The following is a 17,197-nucleotide window of genomic DNA, read 5'->3' as shown; positions in this document are numbered from 1 at the left end:
CATGGGGTACGGAAGCGACGGCTTCGATCAGGACGACGGAGCGCAGCGGGACTTCACGGCGCCGGACTCCCGGTGGTTCCGCAGACAGGACGGGCCGGACGGACGGGACGCCGCGCCTGCGTCGTCCGGGAGAAAAGGCGTGTCGCAGCGCGACCTGGAGGCCGTGCGGCAAAGGCTGCGCGCCGAGATCGCGGCGGACGTCCAGCGGCAGATCGAGTCCGCCGCCGCGCGGACCGACCGACGGCTGGACGAGGTGCTCGCCGCCGTGCGGGGCCTGTCCGCGCGGCTGGAGGCGGTCGCCCGGAACGTCGACTCGCTCATGGACGCGCTGCGCGACCAAGGCGTCCGCGACGCGATCGACGGGGGCCGCGCGACCTCCGACTTCCACCGCCGCCATCTCGACCTGGCCCAGAGCTACGGCCGGCTCGTGCAGCAGGACCTTCGGATGCTGGTACGCCCGCTGTGCCCGCGGCTGGACGGCGAGGGGGAGGCGGAACTGGCCCGGCGCCGGGCGATGGTCGTGGGCGAACTCGTGATGATGCTGTTCCACCCGCTCGACCAGCCGGTGGCCGTATCGCAGGAGGACATCGTCGCCGAACTGCGGGACCACGGCCTGGCGACCGGCGCGGTGCAGTTCCGCGCCCAGTTCGACGCGGTGTTCCGCAGGGCCGGGGAACTGCGCGACGGCGTCGCCGCCCTTCCGTTCACCGCCCACCTGGACACCGGTGTCGACCCCGCCGCGTTACGCGCGGACCAGTACCAGCCGTGGAACCGCGAACTGGCCGACACCGGACGTCCGGAGTTCGTGGTCGCCCACGCGTACGTGGTGGCCGGCGACCGGCCGCAGGCCCTCACCCAGCCGATCGTGTTCCTGGCGCCAACAGCACCGGCAGTACCAGCAGCACCGGCGGCGGCTTCATGACCGGACCGCTGAACCTGTCCGAAGTGGCCCGCGGCGTACCGCTGGTGGACGACCGGCTGCTGCTCGAAGTCCTCAACGACCTGCACACCGCCGACGACCTGGTACGGACCACGGCGCGCGAGGGCTTCTTCGCGCGGCTGCTCGCACAGGTCACCGGGCGCGCCCGCCGCCGCGACCTCGCCGTCGCCGGCGGCCTGGTCGGCGCCCAGCGCGGCACCCTGGTCTGGCTGACCGGCCTGACCGAGCGGCTCGCGGTCACCGACCTCGTCGTCGCCGAGGTCACCGACGAGGTGGGCCGGATCCGCGCCGAGGTGAACCGGCTCGACACCCGGCTGCGGTCCGCCGAGCAGGGCATCCGCGATCTCGCCCTGATCCTCGCGGAGTTGGCGGAGCAGACCGGGCGCGGACTGGCCGAACACGACGAACGGCTGCGCAAGGTGGAGGCCCGGCTGGCCGTCGACGACGCGGTGCGCCGCTGGCGCCACCCGCGCCCCGACCCGGGCCTGGGCCGGCTGCCCCGGGCCGTGCTGCTCGCCCGGGAAGTGGCCGCCGGCCCGGCCGGCGAGTTCGCCGCCTCGGGCCACAGCGGCTACGTCGAGCACGACCTCGTCGAGCGGATGCTCCAGGACCCGCCCGCGCCCTGGTACGACGGCGTCAGGTCCGTCGCGGGCCTGCTCGCCGACGCCGCGCGCCAACTGCCCGGCGACGAGCACCGGATCATGCTGGCCGAACTGCTGGGCGAAGGCGTCCACAAGGAACTGACCGGCGAGCGCGGGCCGTTGAGCTCCGCGCTGAGTACGGTGGCGCTGGCGACCGGGGTGGAGGGCGTCGACCCGGAGGCAGCCGCGAAGGCCGCGCTGCGCGGCGCGGTCGGCAGCGGCGCCCGATACGTCGCCGCCAGCCTGAGCGCCGAGGAACTGCTCCGGCAGATCGTCGCCGAGCAGTTCGCGGAGGCCGCCGCGCGCCGCGCCCGGCTGCGGGCCCGGGAGAGCGCCTGATGACCGGGGCGGCGGACTTCACCCGGCTCGGGCAGAAGGCGCTGGAGGTGGCCGGGCGCGTCGGCGTACCGGAGCAGGGCACGGCCGGTGAGCCCAGGGCCATCGAGTCCCCGGCCGCGTCCCCGGCCTCGCCGCCCGCCCCGCGGGTGCCCCTGCGGATCGGGCTGGTGCTGGCCGGGGGCGGGGCCAAGGGCGCGTACGAACTCGGCGTCCTGGACTACATGGCGGAGATGGGCGCGCAGGTGTCCGCGATCGCCGGCACGAGCATCGGCGCGCTCAACGGCGCCGTGCTGGCCAGCGAGGACTCCTTCTTCCAGGGAGTGCGGCGGCTGGCCGGATTCTGGGAGCGCTTCTCCACCCGGATGGGGGTCGCGCCCTCCGAGGACCGCGGGCTGCCGCTGGACGCCGCGGGCGTCGCCGTGGAGAGCACCGCGCGCCAACTGGCCCGCCTGGGCCCGCGTCTGCTGGCGCTCAAACGCCGGCTCTCCCTGCTCGAAGAGCTGGTCGACCAGGCGGTCGACCCCGAGCGCATCCGTACCGGCAGGCCGCTGTGGGTCGCGGCCTACCCGCTGATGGACCGCGAGGCGGTGCCCGAGCGGCTGCGGTACGGGGTGGAGATCGCGCGATGGCTGGGCGGCGCCCGGGCCACCATCATCCGGCTCAACGACCTGCCGGCGCCGCAGATCCGCGAGGCCGTGCTGGCCAGCGCCGCGCTGCCATTCGTCTTCCCGACCCGGGTGATCGACGGGTGCGTGTACCTGGACGGCGGGCTGGGCCGCGGCGACCGCACACCGGTGCGCGCTTTCGCCGAGGAGGAGCACTGCGACGTCCTCGTCGTCCTGCACCTGCACCCCGACGCCCGGGTGGCGCCGGGCGCCGCGACCGGCCTGGTCCGGATCGACATCCGGCCGAGCCTGCCGATCATCCCGCCCGGCCCGCTCGGGCCGCTGACCGGTCTGATGTCCTTTTCCCCCGAACGGGTCGGCGCGCTGCGGGCACTGGGCTACCGTGATGCCGCCGCGCGCTTCGGGGAGATCGAGCGCGTGCTGACCCGCCGGGTCGCCCTCACCGGAGCCGAGTCGGCGATGCTCTCCGCCTTGCGGCGGCTGCGCGGCGATCGGGGTGACCCGCCGCCGCGGTGACGCCGTACGACGGCCGCGCCGCGGTGGCCGGCCCGGCCCCCGCCGGGCCCGGCGCCCGCCCGCACCTGCCAGGACATCCGCCAGGAGACCCAGGAGCCGTATGAACGACTGGGGCGCACGCCGCCGCCGGACCTTCTCCACCCCGCGCTGGCACGACACCGGCGTCGACTTCACCACGGCCGCCGAGACGTACGTCCGCCAGGTGATGGACTTCTACGACAGCCGCGCCCGGTGGCACCGCCGGTTCTACCGGGCCAGCGGCGTCGCCGCGATCCTCGGCGCCTCGTCGCTGCCGCTGCTCAGCGTCCTGGACATGGCCGGCAAGACCGTCATCGTCTCCGGCGTCGGCTGCCTCGTGGCGGTCACCACCGCCCTGAAGGAGTTCTACCGCTGGGACACCTCCTGGGTCCTGCTCCGCCGGACCGAGGCCGACCTCACCCTCGCGTATACCGCCTACACCGCCGCCAAGGACCCCGGCGCCCCGCCGGACCCCCGCGCGGCCCACGCACTGCTCCACCAGGTCCTGCGGATCCGCGAGGAGGAGTCGCTGCGCTTCTTCCGCAACCTGCCGTCCCCGGCCGACCCGGCCCTCCAGCCGCACGACCCGTCCCACGACCAGTCCCGCGACCGGCCCCCGGCCGCGGCAGGCTGACGCGCGCGCGTACGTATCTCCGGCGTGACGCTCGGACCGCCTGACCCTCAGGCCCGCGTGAACCGGTCCACCAGGAGGTCGAGGCGGCGGGAGGCGTCGCCCGGGGGCAGCCGGCCGGCCCGGGTGAGGGTGACCAGGCCGTGCAGGCAGGACCAGAACACCTCGGTGAACAGGCCCGGTTCGGCGTCGCCCGAGACGCCGGTGAGGGTGTCCAGCAGGGCCTGGAACCCCTCGCGCAGAGGCGGCGGTGTGGCCTCGTCGGCGAAGGCGAGGCCCGAGTCGAGCAGGAACATCGCGTCGTAGAGCGCGGGGTTGCGCCCGGCGAAGTCGATGTACGCCTGCGCGAGCGCGGCCACGCGCGCCCGGTCCCGCCCACCGGGACCGGCACCCTGACCGGCACCCGAATCGTCACCCGGACCAGGGCCGGGCCCATCGCCGGGACCGGCGCCCGTACCGCCCCCCACCGCCGCCCGCATCGCCGCCGCCAACTCGGCGAATCCCTCCAGTGCCACCGCCCCGACGATCTCCCGCTTGCCGCGGAAGTGGCTGTAGAGCACCGGCTGGCTGTACTCGATGCGCTCGGCCAGGCGGCGCGTGGTCACGGCGTCCCAGCCCTGGGACTCGGCGAGTTCCCGGGCCGTCGCGACGATCAGCCGGTGGCGCCGGGCCCGCTCGCGTTCTTTGCGTTCCTGTACCGACATGACCCGAACTCTAGCACCGCTAGACATACGAGCGCCGCACGTTCTAGCATCGACATCATGACCTAGCGGCGCTAGAAAAGCGTGCGCCGACTGAACCCTCGGGAGGGGACATGCGGAACACACTGGAAGACGTCACGGTCGTGGTCGTCGGCGTCATGGTGGGCGTCGAGTTCGCCGTGGCGGTCTTCGTCAACCCGATCCTGGACCGGCTGCCGAACGACGGGGGCCTGGCCGCCCGCGGCGACGGGGCACGGGTCCTGGGCCGGGCGATGCCCTTCTGGTACATCGGCTCGCTCGTGCTCAGTGTCATCTGCGCGGCCCTGGCCTGGGGCGACTCGGGTGCCGGCCAGATCGTCACGGCCACCGGCCTGCTCGTGCTGAGCGTCGTGATGTCCGTCGCCCTGCTCGTCCCGATCAACTCCCGCGTCGCCCGCTGGACCCGCGAGAGCCTGCCCCCGGACTGGAAGCAGCAGATGGCCCGCTGGGACCGCTTCCACTACGTCCGTGTCGCCGTCATCGTCGCGGCCTTCGCCCTGCTGGTCGTGGGCACGAGGTGACGCCCCGGACATGAGGTGAAGCCCCCGAAAACCGCGCCGCCCCTGCGCCGAACAGGTGAAGGTGGGGGTGCGGTGGGGTGGTGGACGACGCCGACCGCCGGCCCCGCGGGGACGATGCACGGGTGCTCCCCGTACCCGTCGCCGTCATCGCCGCCGCCGGCGGAAACCCCACGCAGTTGCTGCCCGCCCGGGAGCAGATGGCCTTCACCCTCGGCTTCCACATCATCCTGGTCCCGTTCGGCGTCGCGCTGACGACCCTGATGCTGATCGCGGAGTGGCGGGGCCTGCGGCGCGGCGACCGGACCGCGCTGCTGCTGGCCCGCAGGTGGTCGAAGGTGGCGGCGGTCCTGTTCGCGGTCGGAGCGGTGTCCGGCACGGTGCTGACGTTCGAGCTGGGCATCCTCTGGCCGCACCTGATGGGCCGGTACGGCAGCGCCTTCGGGTTCCCCTTCGCGATCGAGGGCGTCTTCTTCTTCCTGGAGGCGATCTTCGTCTCCGTCTACATCTACGGCTGGAACCGGCTGCGCCCCTGGCCGCACTTCTGGTCCGGCGTCCCGGTCGCGCTGTCCGGCATCGGCGGCGCCGCCTCCGTGGTCGCCGCGAACGCCTGGATGAACGAGCCCGCCGGGATCACGATCACCGGCAACCGGGTCACCGCGGTCCACCCGGGCCGGGTCTTCTTCAACGGCGCCTTCTGGAACGAGTTCTGGCACATGCTGCTGGCCGCGTACATCGTGGCGGGCTTCACGGTCGCCGGGGTGTACGCGGTGGGCCTGCTCAAGGGCCGGCGCGACCCGTACCACCGCACCGGATTCATGGTCGGCTTCGTGGTGGCGGCGATCTGCATGCCGGTGCAGATCTACGTGGGGGACGTGATCGCCCGCGCGGTGTACGACCGGGAGCCGTTCAAATTCGCCGCGATCGAGATGGTGCCGGACACGGCCACGCACGTGCCCGAGACGATCCTCGGCGCCCTGGTGGACGGCCGGCCGCGGTACGGGATCCAGCTCCCGGACGTGGCGTCGCTGCTGGCCGGCTTCTCCCCGAACACCCGGATCGAGGGCCTGAACGCCATCCCGCCCGCGGTCCGCCCGGACGCGGCCACGGTGACCGTGGTCCACCTGGCCTTCGACATCATGGTCGGCACGGCGTTCCTGATGCTGGCACTGGCGCTGTGGTTCGCCTGGCTGTACTGGCGGCACCGTACGGTCCCGGCCAACCGGTGGTTCCTGCGCGGCGCGGCGATCAGCGGGGTGCTGGCGGTGATCGCGCTGGAGAGCGGATGGGTGACGACCGAGGTGGGACGGCAGCCGTGGACAGTGGTGGGCCTGCTGCTCACCCGGGACGCGGTGGCCACCCAGGGCAACCTGTGGCCGTTCTTCGCCGCGGCCCTGACGATCTACGCGGCGGTGGGCACCGGCGCCATGCTCGTCCTGCGCAGCATGCGCCGGCGCTGGCGGGAGGGCGGCGACGAGATGGTCGAGGTGCCGTACGGTCCGCGCCGCCCGGACGGCGAACCGGTGGCCGCGCTCAGCGGAAGCAGAGGCGGGGGCGGGAACGGAGGCGGAGGCCGGACCGGGGACCGTAACGGCCGTCGCGGCGGCGGCGGGGACGGCAACGGCACGGGTGACGCCGGGGGGCCGGCGTGACCAACCTGATCGCCGTGGTGATGTTCGTCGGCGTCTTGGCGTACGCGGTGCTGGCCGGCGCGGACTTCGGCGCCGGGTTCTGGGACCTGACGGCGGGCGGCGCCCGGCGCGGGCGCGGGCCGCGGCACCTGATCGACGAGACGGTCGGACCGGTGTGGGAGGCCAACCACACCTGGCTGATCTACTGCCTGGTGGTGCTGTGGACGGGCTTCCCGCGGGCGTTCGCGGCCATCACCACCACCTTGTTCGTGCCGCTGGGGCTGGCCGTGCTGGGCATCGTCACCCGGGGGGCGGGCTTCGCGTTCCGGAAGGTGACGGTCACCACCCGCTACCAGCGGCTGTTCGGCGTGGCCTTCGCGGTCTCCTCGGTGGTCACCCCGTACTGCTTCGGCACCATCGCGGGCGGCATCGCCTCCGGCCGGGTGCCCACCGCCGGCAACGGCAACGCGGTGTCCAGCTGGAACAACCCCACCTCCGTGCTCGGCGGCGTGCTCGCGGTGCTGGTGTGCGCGTACCTGGCCGCGGCGTACCTGACGGCCGCCGCGCCCGATCCGGAGCTGCGCGAGTACTTCCGGCTGCGTGGGCTGGCGGTCGCGGCCGTGACCGGCGCCGTTTCGGTGGGCGGGATCTTCGTCCTGCACTCCGACGCGCCGCGGCTGTTCCACCAGCTCAGCCACCGCGGGCTGGGCCTGCTGATCGTGGCCGCGCTGGCCGGCGTCGCGGGTGTCGTCCTGCTGCTGACCCAGGCCACCCGGGCGCTGCGGCCCGTCGCGGCCCTGGCGGTGGCCGCGGTCGTCTGCGGCTGGGGCGTCGCCCAGTACCCCTTCCTGCTGGGCACGCACCTGCGCCTGTCCGACGCGGTCTCGCCCCGCCCCACCCTGTGGGTGCTGGTCGGCGTGGCCATCGCGGCCGTCGCGCTCATCCTGCCGTCGCTGGTGCTGCTGTTCACGCTCTACGCCCGTACGTCCGGCGCGCGCGGCCGCTCGCAGGAGTGAGGCTCGGGCCCGCCGAGGTTCAGCCCCCGAGGTTCAGGCCTCCCAGGTTCAGGCCCGCCGGGCGAAGACCACGTCGCGGGCGGTGCCGAGGGCGGTGGCGACCGCGCCGAGCAGCACCGCGTCCTCGCCCAGCGCGCTGGCGACCACCCGGGGCCGCAAGGGAGTGAGCCCGCGCAGCGTCTCGCCGACGGTACGCAGCAGCAGGTCGGCGCTGTGCCCGACGCCGCCGCCCAGGACGACCAGTTCGGGATCGAGGACCGCGGCGACCGCGGCGACGGTGTGCGCGAGGCGTTCGCCCTCCTGACGGACGGCGGCGACCGCGGCGGGGGTGCCGGCGCGGGCGGCCTCGAAGACCGCCTTGGCGGTGAGCGGGCCGGTCATGCCCAGCGCCCGGGCGGCGCGGACCACGGCGTCGGCGGAGACCGCGTCCTCCAGCGTGCCGGGCTCGCGGGCCGGCCAGGGCAGGAAGCCGATCTCGCCGGCCGCGCCCTGGGCGCCGGTGAAGGGCCGGCCGTCGGCGACGATGCCCATGCCGAGACCGGTGCCGATCATGACGTACACGAACAGCGGGCTGCCCGCGCCGACCCCGAAGTGGTGCTCGCCCAGCGCGGCGAGGTTGGCGTCGTTGTGGACGGCCAGCGGGACACCGAGCTCGTCCCGCATCCGGTCGAACAGGCCGGCCCGTCCCCAGCCGGGCAGGTGGAGCGCGTAGCGCACTCGTCGGGCCGCCGGGTCGTACACCCCGGGCGTACCCACCACCGCGTGCGCCACCTTGGCCGGCGGCACCTTGGCATCGGCGACGACGCCGTGCGCGGTCGCGACCACCAGATCGGCCATCGCGCCGGAGGTACGGGCCCGGTTGCGCACGTCCGCGCGCGCGACCAGCGTCCCGTCCAGGTCGGCCAGCGCCACCCGCAGCCAGGTGCGGCCGATGTCGATGCCCAGCGCGTAACCGGCTGACGGGTCGGCGCTGTAGAGGACGGCGACCCGGCCGCGTTCGGGGGCGACGGAACCGGCCTCGCGCACCAGGCCGGCGCTCTCCAGGGCGGCGAGCGCGCTGGAGACGGTGGGCTTGGACAGGCCCGTGTCCCGGGCGAGCTGGGCCCGGGAGGCGGGCGCGGCGCGCAGCCGCTCCAGCAGCAGACGTTCGTTGGAACTGCGCACGCGCTGTTGGTTCCAGGGCTGCTCAGGGCCACCGTCGGTGCTGGTCATGCGGACATTCTCGCGTACGACCCCCTTGACGATATTAGTAAAGGAACTTAACTTGAGCGGCCTCACCCGACCGCACCGCCTCGTTCGACCACAGCGCCCGACACCCCGATCCCCCGCCCCAGGGAGCCCCCCATGTCCGGCAGCCCCGCGCCAACCGGCGGATTCGTCCGCAGAATCGGCCTGTTCCAGGCCACCGCGATCAACATGAGCCAGATGTGCGGCATCGGACCGTTCGTCACCATCCCGCTGATGGTCGGCGCCTTCGGCGGCCCGCAGGCGATCATCGGCTTCCTGGCCGGCGCGCTGCTCGCGCTCGCCGACGGCCTGGTGTGGGCCGAACTCGGTGCCGCCATGCCGGGATCCGGCGGCAGTTACGTCTACCTGCGGCAGGCGTTCCAGTACCGCACCGGCCGGCTGATGCCGTTCCTGTTCGTGTGGACCGCGATGCTGTTCATCCCGCTGATCATGTCCACCGGCGTGGTCGGCTTCGTGCAGTACCTGACCTACCTCGCCCCGCACCTGTCGCAGACCGGCGGGGACCTCATCGGGCTCGGCGTGATCGTGCTGGTGATCGCGCTGCTGTGGCGGGGCGTCGAGAACATCGCGCGGATCACCGCGGTGATGTGGGTCGTGATGATCGCCTCCGTGGCCCTGGTGATCATCGCCTCGGCGACGCACTTCTCCGGCCACCGCGCCTTCACCTACCCCGCGCACGCCTTCGCCCTGACCACGGGTCACTTCTGGACCGGGTTCGCGGCCGGCCTGACCATCGGCATCTACGACTACCTCGGCTACAACACCACCGCCTACATGGGCGCGGAGGTCAAGGAGCCGGGCCGGGTGCTGCCCCGCTCCATCGTGCTGTCGATCGTCGGCATCATGGGCATCTACCTGCTGCTCCAGATCGGCGCGCTCGGGGTCATCGACTGGCACCGCATGATCGACCCCAACGACGTCGCCCACTCCTCCGTCGCCTCGGCCGTCCTGGAGAAGACCTGGGGCAAGGGCGCCGCCGACACCGTGACCGTGCTCATCCTGATCACGGCCTTCGCCTCCGTCTTCACCGGCCTGCTCGGCGGCTCCCGCGTCCCCTACGACGCCGCGCGCGAACGCGTCTTCTTCCGCCCCTTCGGCACCCTCCACCCCCGGCACCGCTTCCCCGTCTGGGGCCTGGCCGCCATGGGCCTGATCACCGCCGGCGGCTTCCTCCTCGGCCGCCACACCGACCTGACGACCCTCATCCAACTGCTGACCACCGTCATGGTCATCGTCCAGGCCCTCGCCCAGATCCTCGCCCTCACCGTCCTGCGCCGCCGCCGACCCGATCTCCCCCGCCCCTACCGCATGTGGCTCTACCCCCTCCCCAGCCTCCTCGCCCTCATCGGCTGGCTCGTCATCTACGGCTACGCCGACAAGAACTCCCCCGGCCGCCACCCCATCGAATGGTCCCTCGCCTGGGTCGCCACCGGCCTCCTCGCCTTCCTCGCCTGGTCCGCCCACGAAAAGCTCTGGCCTTTCGGCCCGAAGGAGGTCTCGGAAGACCTGGCTTTCACGACGCCGTGAGCCCGGGGGGGGCCGTTTCAACAGGTCGGCTCCTGCGCTGTGCGCCGATCTCCGGCGTGGCGGATTTCGGGCCCATTCTTCTGTGTTCCGTCACATTCGGTACGAGCGCCCGCGTAAGGTCCGGAGCAGTCGGCCGAGGCCGTGGGAGGGGTAACGCATGAGTGGGGAGGGGGGAGCCGTGATGGAGAGCATCAGCCTGACTCCGTCGGATCCGTCGCAGGCGAGATCGCTGTCGGAATGGCTCGTCGCGGCGGGACAGGTCAGGGTGGAGCGGGTCCCGGCCCGGCCCGCTCCGGGGCAGCAGGGCGCACTCGACGTGCTGACGGTTCTGGCGGCGACCCCGAGCCTGGTGGCCGCCGTGAAGATGCTGCCGGAGTTCATCCGGACCCGCCGTTCGGATTTCCGTATCGAAGGCACCGTCGGCGGGGAGAAATTCGTCCTGGACGTCACGAATGCCGACAAGGAGCTCACGCGGCTGCTGGCCTTGCTGCTGAGCCGGGCGGACACGCGTGACTGACTGGCTGGTGCCCGACCTCTCCAATTCGTACGCGGTTCTCGTGGGCACAGCGCAGTACGACGAATTCCCGCAGATACCCGCCGCCGCGAACAGCCTGGACCGGATGTTCCGGCTGCTGACCGGCGAACTGTGCACATGGCCGACGCAACGTGTCACCGTCGTACGTGACGCGCATGAGCCGGGAAGCCTGCCGGACCGGCTGGTCGAGTTGTACGAACAGGCCAAGGACGTCGCCCTCTTCTACTTCGTCGGCCACGGCCTGCTGGACGACGAGGACGCTTTGTGCCTGGGCCTGCGCGGTACCCGGGAGAACCTCTTCCGGCGTGCAACCACTGCCCTGTCCTACAACGCGGTGCGGCGTGCCCTGCGCGCGAGCCCGGCGCGCACCAAGATCGTGATCCTGGACTGCTGCTTCGCGGGGAAAGCCGCGCACGGACACCAGACCCTGAACGGGCCGGTTCAGGAGGTCGCCGGCCTGGTGCACGGCACAGGCGCGTACACCCTCGCGGCGACGAGTCCTTACGGAAGCGCCTGGTTCGAGTCCGAGGGCGAATCCGACGCCGTCCAGACGTACTTCACCAAGTACCTTGTCGACACCGTCGAGCGCGGCGTTCCCGGCGGGCCCGTCGGTCTGACCATCGAGTCGATCTTCCTGCGGCTGGTCGAGGAACTCACAGCCGCCGGTCGTCCCTCGCCCACCAGGCTCTCGCTGGACCTCGCCGACACCTTCGTCTTCGCTCTCAACGCCGCCAACCAAGCAAAGGCCTCGCCGGAGTGGAAGGCGGGATGGATCGAGACGATCGCCCGGGCCCGGGAGATCGCCTGGGCACTGTTCGTCGTGCTGACGCAGGTCCTCGGCGGCACATTCACCGCCGCGAGCCTGGGTAGGGTGGGATCCCGGCTCGAGGCCGACGGCAATGACACCGGGACCGGCGGCATCCTCGATCGGACTCGCCGAGGGGTACGCAGGCGTATCGGGGATGCGATGGGGGCCCGAGCCGGCGAGGTCCGGAGCAAGCGCGATTCCGGGCTGGACAGGGCCCGCAGTCTCGCCGACGACCTCGACGACGCGCTCGTCGTCGCCCGGGCCAACGCCGCCGACCACGACACCGCCCGGGCCGCCGACCGGGTCCGAGCCGTGGCCCACGCCCTCACGGGTTTCCTGCACAACCCCGGCCTCACCCAGGTGACAGAGGTCATGCGAACGTCCGCCCGCGATGTCACCACGGCGTTGAACCAGGTGCCGATGGACGCCACAGAGACCGACCTGTCGGGCCTGGCAGAAGCCGGGTTCACCGACGTCCGGGCCTTCGCAGGCACGAAATGGTCCGAGGGCACCATCTGGCCGCCCGGACTCGAAGAGAAGATCCGCCAGTCGTCGGACACCCTCGAGCCGGGCGTGTACCAGGTCCGCGAGACGTGAGGGGGGTGACCTTTCAGGGGCGCGGGGCTGCATCTGATGTGCGGCTCGCCGCGTGGGCGCGACCAGCCACGACGGTGCGGCGGACCGCGGCGAACCGCAAGGGGCTGGTCGGCGGGCGGCGAGCCGCGGCAAGGAGAACCCGAAGCCAGCGCCGCGAGCGGCAGCGGGCTCGGCGGCGAGCCGCGGCGGGTCCGGGCCCAAGCCCGGAAGAGGGGTCCGGGTTCACCCGGGGGAGGTTCACCCGGGGGAGGTTCACCCGGGCGAACCCGCACAGATCACATGCGGGCCAACCCACCCGTACCATGAAAATATCCGCACCCGAGGTCTTACCGGGGTGAGCGAGGCGACACTGGATGGACGGGTATTTCGCGGGCTCGCAGGGTGGAGACGGCCACCCGGAGGACCTGGCCCAAGCCCTGCTGGAAGCACTCGCGCACCAGCGCACGATCGGCATCGTGCTGCTCGGCCCCGACCTGCGGGTGTCCCGCAGCAGCGTCGACCCGGACCACTTCCACGGCTTGGTGCTGCCCCCGGGCTGCCGGCTGACCGACGCGGTCCCGCCCGGCGAGGCGGAGGCCCTGACCGCCCGCCTGCGCAAGGTCCAGGGCGAACGCGACCCCCTGCTGTCGCACCGCCAGCGCATCCAGGGCGAGGGCGGCACCGTACTGTCCCTGTCGGTGCTGCCACTACCGTCGCATCCGGGCAAGCGCCCTGGCCTGATCGTGGCGATGGTGGACGCGACCCGGGAGACCCGCCGCCTGGACCTCCTCTTCGACGCCGCGGCCATGATCGGCGCGTCCCTGGACGTCGCGGACTCCGCACAGCAGCTCGCCGACGCCCTGGCGCCCGGGCTCGGCGACGAAGCGACGGTCTACCTGGTACGGAAGGTTTTCGCCGGCGAGGAACCGGCGCCCCGGGTGGCCGGCGGCGAGCTGGGGCTGCGCTGCGCGGCCATGGCGCCGGCGGACCGCACCTGGCCGGACGACTACATCCGCCCCGGCATGGACCTGCCCCGGATGCCCAGCACCCCCGCGGTGCGGCGTTTCCAGCGCGGCGATCCGTACATCCTCCCGGATCTCGCCTCGATAGCCGAGGCGATGGACGGTGACCCGCAACTGCTGCGGCGCCTGGTGCCGCCCAAGGCGAAGGCGGTGATGCAGTCGGCGCTGCTGGCCCGCGGCCTGATCCTCGGCGGGGTGTCGGTGTGGCGGGACGAGGAGTCCGATCCCTTCACCGACGACGACCTGCGGCTGCTCCAGGAGGTCACCTCACGGGCAGCGCTCAGCATCGACAACGCCCGCCGCTACACCCGCGAACGCACCGCCAGCGTCGCCCTCCAGCGCAGCCTGCTGCCGCCGGCCGGCACGGACACCTCCGCGGTCGAGGCGGCCGGGGTCTACCTGCCGGCCACCGCCGGCGGCCAGGGCGCGGGCGGCGACTGGTACGACGTGATCCCGCTGTCCTCGCTGCGGGTCGCCCTCGTGGTCGGCGACGTGGCCGGGCACGGGCTGCGCGCGACCGCCACCATGGGCAGGTTGCGCACCGCCGTCCAAGCGCTCGCCGACCTCGACCTCGGCCCCGGCGAGCTGCTCACCCACCTGGACGACCTGGTGCTGCGGATCGGCGAGACCACCGAGCCCTCCCACGAGGACGTGCTCGCCAGCACCCTGCTGTACGCGGTGTACGACCCGGTGGCGCGCCGCTGCACCATGGCCAGCGCCGGCCATCCGCCGCCGGGCATCGTACGGCCGGACGGAACCTTCGCCTTCGTGGACGTCGACCCCGGGCCGCCGCTGGGCGTGGGCGGCCTGCCGTTCGAGGACATCGAGCTGGAGATGGCGCCCGGCAGCCTGCTCGTCCTGTACACCGACGGCCTGGTCGAGCACGGCCACGACGGGAACCTGGCCGTCGGCATGGACTCCTTCGGCCGGCAGCTCGCGGCGCTGCGGCCCGACACCTGCGACCTCCAGGCCACCGCCTCCGGCATGGTCGAGGGCATCACCCCGGCCGGGCTCGCCGACGACGTGACCCTGCTGCTGGCCCGGGTCCGCGCCACCCCCGAATCCGACGTGGCGACCTGGCGGATCCCGGACGACCCCGCCGCGGTCACCTCCGCCCGCGACCTGAGCGTCGAGCAGCTCACCGCCTGGGGCCTGGCGGACCTGGCCTTCACCACCGAGCTGATCGTCAGCGAACTCGTCACCAACGCCATCCGCCACGCCGGCGGCCCGATAGAACTGCGCCTGATCCGCGACGCCCGCGGCGGCACGATGGTCTGCGAGGTCTCCGACCCCAGCAACACCCAGCCCCGCCTGCGCCAGGCCCGCTCCACCGACGAAGGCGGCCGCGGCCTCTTCCTCGTCGCCCAGCTCGCCACCCGCTGGGGCAGCCGCTACAAGACCACCGGCAAGACCATCTGGGCGGAACAGACGGTGAGCGAGACGGGCTGACCGGTGGTACGGGGCGCCGCCGCAGTGGTGTGGCATGGCCGCGGGTCGGGCGCGCCCATGCGGGGCCGGCCGCATGGCGAGCGCGGCGCCGCGCCCTCGGGCTTGCCCGGCGAACCGTCGCCTGCGGGGCCGCACACCTACGGCGGCGCCTCGATGCGGCTACGACCACACGTGTTCTGGCAGGTATCGGCTGCGGGCGCCCGCGTCCAGCGGGGTGCCGTTCACCGACGGCCGCCAGGGCCTCCAAGCGGCGGCCGGGCGCCGCGTCGCCCGTAGCGCTGTCCGTCAGTTCGGCACCGACCACTCCTGATCCCGGCAGGAAGTGCCCGCAGGCACCCGTGTCCAGTGGGTGGCGTTCACCGACAGCCGCCAGGGCCTCCAAGCGGCGGCCGGGCGCCGCGTCGCCCGTACCGCTGTCCGTCAGTTCGGCACCGACCACACCTGTTGCGGCAAAAAGTGCCCGCAGGCACCCGTGTCCAGCAGGGTGCCGTCCGCCGTGGCGCCCGCGGGAGCCTCCAGGCAGCGGCCCGACGCCGCGTTGACCAGGGTGCCGTCCGGGGTGGCGGTCCAGGACTGGGCGGGGGCGCCGGTGCAGGGCGACAGCGCGGCGGGTGCGTCGGGGGAGGCCGGGGCGGTGAGGCAGTGGCCGAGGGTGCGGTAGGTGTGGTCGGGGTTGAGGGTCCAGCGCTGGTCGGGGGTGGCCGTGCAGGTGTGCAGGGTGACCGCGGTGCCGGTGGCGGTCGCGCAGGTGGCGCCGTTGCCGGTGAGCTGGCCGGTGGGGAGGGTGCGGGCGCAGCCGGGGTGCGGGGTGAGCCGCCAGATCGCGGTGCCGTGGGCGGGCACGGTGGCGGTCAGGGCGTCGCCGGTGGCCGAGGCGCGGCCGGTCCACAGGTCCCGCGCGGTCGCCGAGCAGCCGGGCAGGCCGAGGTCGGCGAGCCGGACCGTGACCGTACGGGCGGCCGGGCCGCGGTTGAGGACGGCGACCGCGCGGTCGCCGCCGGCCAGCGGACGGGCCAGGACATCGGTGGCGCCGTCGGTGGCCACCACGCCCGCCTGCCGGCCCAGCCGGTCCTGGTCGACGGCGATCAGCGCGGGGTTGCCGAGCGCGGCCCGGGCCGCCGCCGTCAGGTGACCGACATCGGAGGACAGGATCAGCGGCGCGGCCTGCATCGCCCACAGGGCGACCTGGCTGCGCGACTCGTCGTCGGTGAGGCCGCCGGCGCCGGCGATCAGGAAGTCCGGGTCGTTCCAGTGGCCGGGGGAGGCGTAGCGGCCGAGCCACCGGTTGTAGCCGTAATTGTTGAGCACGCCGGCCCAGCGGCTCGCGTCCGGCCGGGCCGGGTCCCAGGTGGTGATGTCGCGGCCCTCGCGCCAGAGCTGGCCGACGGTGCCGCTCCAGGCCAGCACGTCGAACCAGGCCGAATCCCCCCACTCGCCGTGCTGGAAGTACGCCGGCGCCGACACGGAGAACACGATCGCGCGGCCGGTCGCCCGCAGCGCCGTGGCCTGCGCTTCGTACGCCTGGCGGTACGCCTCCTCCTTGCCGCGGCCGGGGGCGACGTAGAGATTGCACCCGTCGAGCTTGAGGTAGTCCACGCCCCAGGCGGCGTACGCGGCGGCGTCGCGCGCGAAGTGGTCGGGGCCGCCGCCCTGCGGACTGCCGCTGCCCGGGTAGCCCTCGCAGGTGGCCGATCCGGCGTCCTCGTAGATGCCGAACTTCAGGCCGCGCGCGTGCAGGTAGCCGCCGAGCCAGGCCATGCCGTGCGGGAACTTCACCGGGTCGGCCACCAGGTCGCCGTGCGCGTCGCGGGCCGGCGCCATCCAGCAGTCGTCGACGGTCACGGTGCTGTAGCCCTTGGCGGCGAGCCCGGTGGACACCAGGGCGTCGGCGTTCGCGGTGACGGTCGCCTCGGTGACGCCGCACTGGTAGTGCGCCCAGTCGTTCCAGCCCATCGGCGGCGTGGCGGCCAGGCGTACGCCGTCCGACGCCGGGGCGGGCGCGGCCTGCGCGGGGGCGGCGCCGGCGAGGCAGAGCATGGTGGCGGCCAGCGCGGTCCGGACGGTACGGCGTCGGGTCCGGGGGGACAGCCGGGGGAGGAGCAAGGGTCGGCGCTCGGGCCGCAGAAGGTGACGGAGGAGGTGGCGGGGCAGGCGTCGGGGCACGGGGAACTCCTCTGCACCGGGGAAGGGGCGCCGGCGAGGGCCGGGCGACGGCGAGGGGCCGTACCGCACAGCAGGGCGGGCCGTGCTGATCGGTGACGCATCGTAAGCACGTGTTCCGAGCAGCTTCAAGCATGACGCGCGCAGGCCGGACGAGCGCCGGGAGCGCCGTGTGCGAGGCTGTGCGCACGGCGGCCCCCGGTCGCCGCCCGGGACGCCCGCGCGAGCAGCGTGCACGGCGCGCGAACGGCTCACG

The 17,197-nt window shown here is 73.5% G+C and carries 14 protein-coding genes; 11 read left to right on the top strand and 3 right to left on the bottom strand.

The window, feature by feature from the left end; all coding sequences use genetic code 11:
• Position 1 precedes the first annotated feature (1 nt).
• The 4 genes from ITX44_RS25995 to ITX44_RS25980 all read left to right on the top strand — a co-directional run bounded on the left by ITX44_RS25995 (position 2) and on the right by ITX44_RS25980 (position 3,714).
• Positions 2-922: a hypothetical protein gene (locus ITX44_RS25995; RefSeq protein ID WP_205359814.1), complete on the top strand. Its 921-nt coding sequence runs from the start codon at positions 2-4 to the stop codon at positions 920-922.
• The gene (locus tag ITX44_RS25990; protein ID WP_205359813.1) at positions 919-1,920 is read left to right on the top strand and encodes a diguanylate cyclase regulator RdcB family protein; all 1,002 of its coding nucleotides are present in this window, start codon (positions 919-921) and stop codon (positions 1,918-1,920) included. The genes ITX44_RS25995 and ITX44_RS25990 overlap by 4 nt, the downstream gene beginning before the upstream one ends.
• Positions 1,920-3,062 (top strand): patatin-like phospholipase family protein, encoded by a 1,143-nt coding sequence (locus ITX44_RS25985; protein WP_205359812.1) that lies wholly within the window; start codon positions 1,920-1,922, stop codon positions 3,060-3,062. Before ITX44_RS25990 ends, ITX44_RS25985 begins: the two co-directional genes overlap by 1 nt.
• Positions 3,063-3,162: 100 nt before the next feature.
• Positions 3,163-3,714, top strand: coding sequence for a DUF4231 domain-containing protein (locus ITX44_RS25980; protein WP_205359811.1), 552 nt, complete (start codon positions 3,163-3,165; stop codon positions 3,712-3,714).
• Between the two features lie 47 nt (positions 3,715-3,761).
• Here the strand turns inward: ITX44_RS25980 and ITX44_RS25975 are convergent, their stop codons facing one another.
• Positions 3,762-4,415, bottom strand: a complete 654-nt coding sequence (locus ITX44_RS25975; RefSeq protein ID WP_205359810.1) for a TetR/AcrR family transcriptional regulator — start codon at positions 4,413-4,415, stop codon at positions 3,762-3,764.
• A 110-nt stretch (positions 4,416-4,525) separates the two neighbouring features.
• Between ITX44_RS25975 and ITX44_RS25970 the strand changes: the two genes are divergently transcribed.
• The 3 genes from ITX44_RS25970 (at position 4,526) to ITX44_RS25960 (ending at position 7,616) form a co-directional block, all read left to right on the top strand.
• Complete coding sequence (locus ITX44_RS25970) at positions 4,526-4,972, top strand: anthrone oxygenase family protein (protein WP_205359809.1); 447 nt, start codon at positions 4,526-4,528, stop codon at positions 4,970-4,972.
• Positions 4,973-5,094: 122 nt separating this feature from the next.
• The gene (locus tag ITX44_RS25965) at positions 5,095-6,621 is read left to right on the top strand and encodes a cytochrome ubiquinol oxidase subunit I (protein ID WP_307795487.1); all 1,527 of its coding nucleotides are present in this window, start codon (positions 5,095-5,097) and stop codon (positions 6,619-6,621) included.
• Positions 6,618-7,616: a cytochrome d ubiquinol oxidase subunit II gene (locus tag ITX44_RS25960; protein WP_205359808.1), complete on the top strand. Its 999-nt coding sequence runs from the start codon at positions 6,618-6,620 to the stop codon at positions 7,614-7,616. The genes ITX44_RS25965 and ITX44_RS25960 overlap by 4 nt, the downstream gene beginning before the upstream one ends.
• A 48-nt stretch (positions 7,617-7,664) precedes the next feature.
• Here ITX44_RS25960 and ITX44_RS25955 read toward each other — a convergent pair whose 3' ends face one another.
• The gene (locus ITX44_RS25955) at positions 7,665-8,828 is read right to left on the bottom strand and encodes an ROK family transcriptional regulator (RefSeq protein WP_205359807.1); all 1,164 of its coding nucleotides are present in this window, start codon (positions 8,826-8,828) and stop codon (positions 7,665-7,667) included.
• Between the two features lie 132 nt (positions 8,829-8,960).
• Between ITX44_RS25955 and ITX44_RS25950 the strand changes: the two genes are divergently transcribed.
• The 4 genes from ITX44_RS25950 to ITX44_RS25935 all read left to right on the top strand — a co-directional run bounded on the left by ITX44_RS25950 (position 8,961) and on the right by ITX44_RS25935 (position 14,781).
• Positions 8,961-10,391 (top strand): APC family permease, encoded by a 1,431-nt coding sequence (locus tag ITX44_RS25950; protein ID WP_205359806.1) that lies wholly within the window; start codon positions 8,961-8,963, stop codon positions 10,389-10,391.
• 181 nt (positions 10,392-10,572) lie between these two features.
• The gene (locus ITX44_RS25945; RefSeq protein WP_205359805.1) at positions 10,573-10,908 is read left to right on the top strand and encodes an effector-associated constant component EACC1; all 336 of its coding nucleotides are present in this window, start codon (positions 10,573-10,575) and stop codon (positions 10,906-10,908) included.
• Positions 10,901-12,331, top strand: coding sequence for a caspase family protein (locus ITX44_RS25940; protein WP_205359804.1), 1,431 nt, complete (start codon positions 10,901-10,903; stop codon positions 12,329-12,331). Before ITX44_RS25945 ends, ITX44_RS25940 begins: the two co-directional genes overlap by 8 nt.
• A 353-nt stretch (positions 12,332-12,684) precedes the next feature.
• On the top strand, positions 12,685-14,781 hold the full coding sequence (locus ITX44_RS25935; protein WP_205359803.1) for a fused response regulator/phosphatase: 2,097 nt from the start codon (positions 12,685-12,687) through the stop codon (positions 14,779-14,781).
• Between the two features lie 420 nt (positions 14,782-15,201).
• Here ITX44_RS25935 and ITX44_RS25930 read toward each other — a convergent pair whose 3' ends face one another.
• A complete protein-coding gene (locus ITX44_RS25930; protein ID WP_307795486.1) occupies positions 15,202-16,944 on the bottom strand; it encodes a ricin-type beta-trefoil lectin domain protein in 1,743 nt (580 codons plus the stop codon).
• Between the last annotated feature and the right edge of the window lie 253 nt (positions 16,945-17,197).

The sequence above is a fragment of the Actinacidiphila acididurans genome, assembly GCF_016918855.1.
GTDB lineage: Bacteria > Actinomycetota > Actinomycetes > Streptomycetales > Streptomycetaceae > Actinacidiphila > Actinacidiphila acididurans.
Note: the sequence above shows the minus strand (reverse complement) of the source record. Positions and strands in the feature narration are given on the sequence as shown.

What these genes read in the sequence shown, in the direction of transcription:
- ITX44_RS25955 (WP_205359807.1), bottom strand. Translation starts at nt 8,828, where the DNA reads ATGACCAGCACCGACGGTGGCCCTGAGCAGCCCTGGAACCAACAGCGC.
- ITX44_RS25975 (WP_205359810.1), bottom strand. Translation starts at nt 4,415, where the DNA reads ATGTCGGTACAGGAACGCAAAGAACGCGAGCGGGCCCGGCGCCACCGG.
- ITX44_RS25990 (WP_205359813.1), top strand. Translation starts at nt 919, where the DNA reads ATGACCGGACCGCTGAACCTGTCCGAAGTGGCCCGCGGCGTACCGCTG.
- ITX44_RS25995 (WP_205359814.1), top strand. Translation starts at nt 2, where the DNA reads ATGGGGTACGGAAGCGACGGCTTCGATCAGGACGACGGAGCGCAGCGG.
- ITX44_RS25970 (WP_205359809.1), top strand. Translation starts at nt 4,526, where the DNA reads ATGCGGAACACACTGGAAGACGTCACGGTCGTGGTCGTCGGCGTCATG.
- ITX44_RS25980 (WP_205359811.1), top strand. Translation starts at nt 3,163, where the DNA reads ATGAACGACTGGGGCGCACGCCGCCGCCGGACCTTCTCCACCCCGCGC.
- ITX44_RS25985 (WP_205359812.1), top strand. Translation starts at nt 1,920, where the DNA reads ATGACCGGGGCGGCGGACTTCACCCGGCTCGGGCAGAAGGCGCTGGAG.
- ITX44_RS25935 (WP_205359803.1), top strand. Translation starts at nt 12,685, where the DNA reads ATGGACGGGTATTTCGCGGGCTCGCAGGGTGGAGACGGCCACCCGGAG.
- ITX44_RS25945 (WP_205359805.1), top strand. Translation starts at nt 10,573, where the DNA reads ATGGAGAGCATCAGCCTGACTCCGTCGGATCCGTCGCAGGCGAGATCG.
- ITX44_RS25950 (WP_205359806.1), top strand. Translation starts at nt 8,961, where the DNA reads ATGTCCGGCAGCCCCGCGCCAACCGGCGGATTCGTCCGCAGAATCGGC.